Below are 2,766 nucleotides of genomic sequence, written 5' to 3'. Positions count from 1 at the left end.
GAACCTGCACATCAGCCTCGCTCAGCAGGAACAGCGCCGGGATCTCGATGTGCTTGGCGTTTCGCTCGATGCTCTTGTCGGCAATCGCCCTGTCAAGATCAGCGTTGACGAGACCTCGGCGCGAGAACCCCGCCAGGAGCCTCTCCCGGCTGGTTGAGATGAAGCGCTGCGCGGCGGGCTTGAGCTCGGACAAGGGCGCTTTAGAGAACTCCCCCTTCAAAAAGAGCTCTGGGTTGGTCATCCAGGGCGAACCCGCGACGGCGCAGTTGGCCGCCTTCGCCGTGCGAATGGCGGCGCGGAGCACAAGATTTCCGCCGTGGCTCCCCCCCACCAGCGCGATCCGCTTCGGGTCAAGGGCGGGATTTGCCTGGGCGAAACGGACGGCGGCGACCACGTCATCTTCTTCGGCTCCGAGTATGGCGCCGGGTCGAAATCCAATCGACAGGATCGCCCAGTCGCTGTCGTTGAGCATCTGCACAGTCGGCGAGTCGCTCGACGGATCCGCAACAGCCCGCACGGTCGCAAAATCACGGCCGCCCTCACCGCCATGTACGGTTATGATGGTCGGATAGCGTCCGCCGCCTTGCGGGCGACTCAAGACGGCCTTGAGAGGGGTCCCGTCACCCGACTGGATCGTCAGCTCCTGGACTGTTCGCTTGGGCGCCGCGGCGGAAGCGGGCGTGAAGAGCAATGACGCCAAGAACAGTCCGGCCAGTCGTTTCATTTTGTTGCTCTCGATGGAAGGGTCAGTAGCGGGCTTGAACTTCAACGCCCGCGATCCGCGTTGTTGTGACGCGCCCTTGCATGCGCGACGGGATGTTTCTGGCGTCCCATGAACGCCACTCAGCCTCGAGTTCTCTGACCAAGGCTGGATGGACGCCTGAGAGATCCTCTTGTTCGCCGTGATCACGCTTCAGGTCGAAGAGGAAGCTCCGGCGTCCGCCTTCAGGAAGATCGACCTGTATCAGCTTCCAGTTTTGCCGGCGGACCGCCAGGTCGGTTCCCGCACGCCAGAAGAGGGCCCTATGGGGTGTTTGCGAGGCGGCGTTGACGTAGCGAGCCAAGTCGACGCCGTCCAAGTCCGAGAGCTGATCCGAAAGGCCCGCTGCGCCTAGAATCGTTGCGGCGAGGTCGAGGGAGATGACGGGTTGTTTGTAGACCGGCGGACCCCGCTGGCTGCCGGGCCAGCTGATCAGGAAGGGCGAGCGAATGCCACCCTCGCCAAGGTCGCGCTTGTGTCCGGAGAAGGGCGCATTGGAACATACGCGCGCGATGTACGGCGGACACCCATTGTCACTCAGGAACAGAATGAGCGTGTCGTCTCGAAGGCCGCGACGGTCGAGGTCCTTGAGAACCGCCCCCACGCTGTCGTCGAGCGCGGTCACCATGGCGGCGTAAACACGTTGCTGCGGATCGCGGATGTGCTTGACCCTGTCGAGGTAGGCCTTGGTCGCCTCAAACGGAACATGTGGTGCGTGATGAGCGAGCACCATGAAGAATGGTCGCTCCTCGGACGTAGCCTTGGCGAGGAAATGCAAAGCCTCGGTGGTCAACACATCCGTCTTGTAGCCGTCGATCTCGACGGGCGATCCCATCCGGCTGAAGCCTTGGGATCGCGTGCGCTCGGCGGGCTCGCCTTCCGTGCGCAGCAGGATGTCTCCATCGCGTGGGTTTAGGATGTAGGAGCCACCGCTGGCGAACCCGAAATACTGGTCGAATCCCCGTTCCAGAGGCGACGCGCCAGCTCGACGTCCCTCGAGATGCCACTTGCCGATGAGGCCCGTGAAGTAGCCCGCGCGCTTCATCCGCCCTGCAACTGTCTCGACGCCGGAGGGCAGGGACATCTCTTCAAGGTCTTTGGCGTTGCCCGGATTGAAGTCGTGCCCGAAACGGGCCTGGTAACGGCCCGTATGCAGACCAGCCCGTGAGGGGCTGCACACAGCGGCAGTGACATAGGCGTTCGAAAAAGCAGTGCTTTCACGAGCGAGCCTGTCAATATTTGGCGTGCGGAATGTCCCACGCTGGAGGTACCGGACGTCGCCAACGCCAAGATCATCGGCGATGATCATGACCACGTTCGGCCGTCGAGGCTCGGCAATGGCCGTCGAACAACCCGTCCAAAGCGTCGCGGCCAAGATGGCGGGCGCAAGACGCCTCGCCCCTCCCAGAAACTCGGCCACTCCGTTTTCTCGGCGAGACACAGCCATCATCGTCTGAACCTCTTGAGAAAGGCCCAAGCCTCCTCGCTGCTGTCGAAGTCGTTGGTGGAGCGTCCACCGAGTTCTTCGGCCAGCGCAGCCTTTGTTCGAGAACGGCCGGGAAGCCCGTGGCCTGCACCGTTCATCTTGAAAAAGGAAACCTGCACCCCGTCGCGGCACCGCTTCCAAGTCCGGATTTCGGTCCGCATGCCGTCCTCGAGATCGCGGTCCGGCGCCGTCGTCTCCTCGGGCGCACCCTTGCATGCGTTGGTCTTGATCCAGAACGCTAGTGTTTCCTCCGCAGGGATCACGCGGCCCTGGTCTATTGCACCCGCGCCACCAACGTTTCCGCCGCCGTAGGGCACCAGCGGGTCGGCCGTTCCATTCATCATCAAGATCGGAACCGAGACTTGAGGCTGGCATGTTTCGCGTAGCGGTTCGGGCAAGCTGGCAACCATGGCGACCGCGCCTGCGAACATCTCCGGGATTTCGCAGGCAAGGCGATGCGTCATCATTCCGCCGTTGGATCCACCGACGATGTAGATGCGCTGGGGGTCTACCTCGGGCA

General features: G+C 62.8%; 3 protein-coding genes. All 3 read right to left on the bottom strand.

Features of this window, described 5'->3' with window-relative positions; all coding sequences use genetic code 11:
* On the bottom strand, window positions 1-769 hold a 769-nt coding region (locus ACIQ3R_RS17215; protein ID WP_397420074.1), incomplete at its 3' end, for an alpha/beta hydrolase family protein.
* Complete coding sequence (locus tag ACIQ3R_RS17210; protein WP_397420073.1) at window positions 747-2,069, bottom strand: sulfatase; 1,323 nt, start codon at window positions 2,067-2,069, stop codon at window positions 747-749. The genes ACIQ3R_RS17210 and ACIQ3R_RS17215, both read right to left, overlap by 23 nt.
* 137 nt (window positions 2,070-2,206) lie before the next feature.
* Window positions 2,207-2,766: alpha/beta hydrolase family esterase (locus ACIQ3R_RS17205; protein ID WP_397420072.1), on the bottom strand; the 560-nt coding region annotated here is incomplete at its 5' end.

The organism is Phenylobacterium sp. (genome assembly GCF_044371015.1).
Lineage (GTDB): Bacteria > Pseudomonadota > Alphaproteobacteria > Caulobacterales > Caulobacteraceae > Phenylobacterium.
The sequence above is the reverse complement of the archived record's forward strand: the minus strand, read 5'-3'. Positions and strand labels throughout refer to the sequence as shown.